The organism is Pseudomonas sp. AC463 (assembly GCF_979253585.1).
Map to the genome: position 1 here is coordinate 1 of NZ_CEEDDZ010001121.1, position 238 is coordinate 238.

Consider the following 238-nt stretch of genomic DNA (forward strand, 5'->3'; position numbering starts at 1 on the left):
CCACGTCGCTGTGCATGTAGCGGACCTTGATGCCCGCCTCGTGCATGAACTCGGTCAAATCCTCGGCCATCCGCTTGGTCAGGGTGGTGACGAGCGTGCGGTAGCCGGCCTCCGCCGTCTTGCGGCATTCGACGATCAGATCCTGCACCTGCTCCTCGACCGGCTTGATCTCGATCGGCGGGTCGATCAGTCCGGTCGGGCGGATGACCTGCTCGGCGAAGACGCCGCCGGTCTGCTC

General features: G+C 65.5%; 1 pseudogene. It reads right to left on the reverse strand.

The features are described 5' to 3' along the window. Window positions 1-238, reverse strand: a pseudogene (locus AC0IYH_RS33780) (excinuclease ABC subunit B); the annotation flags it as partial.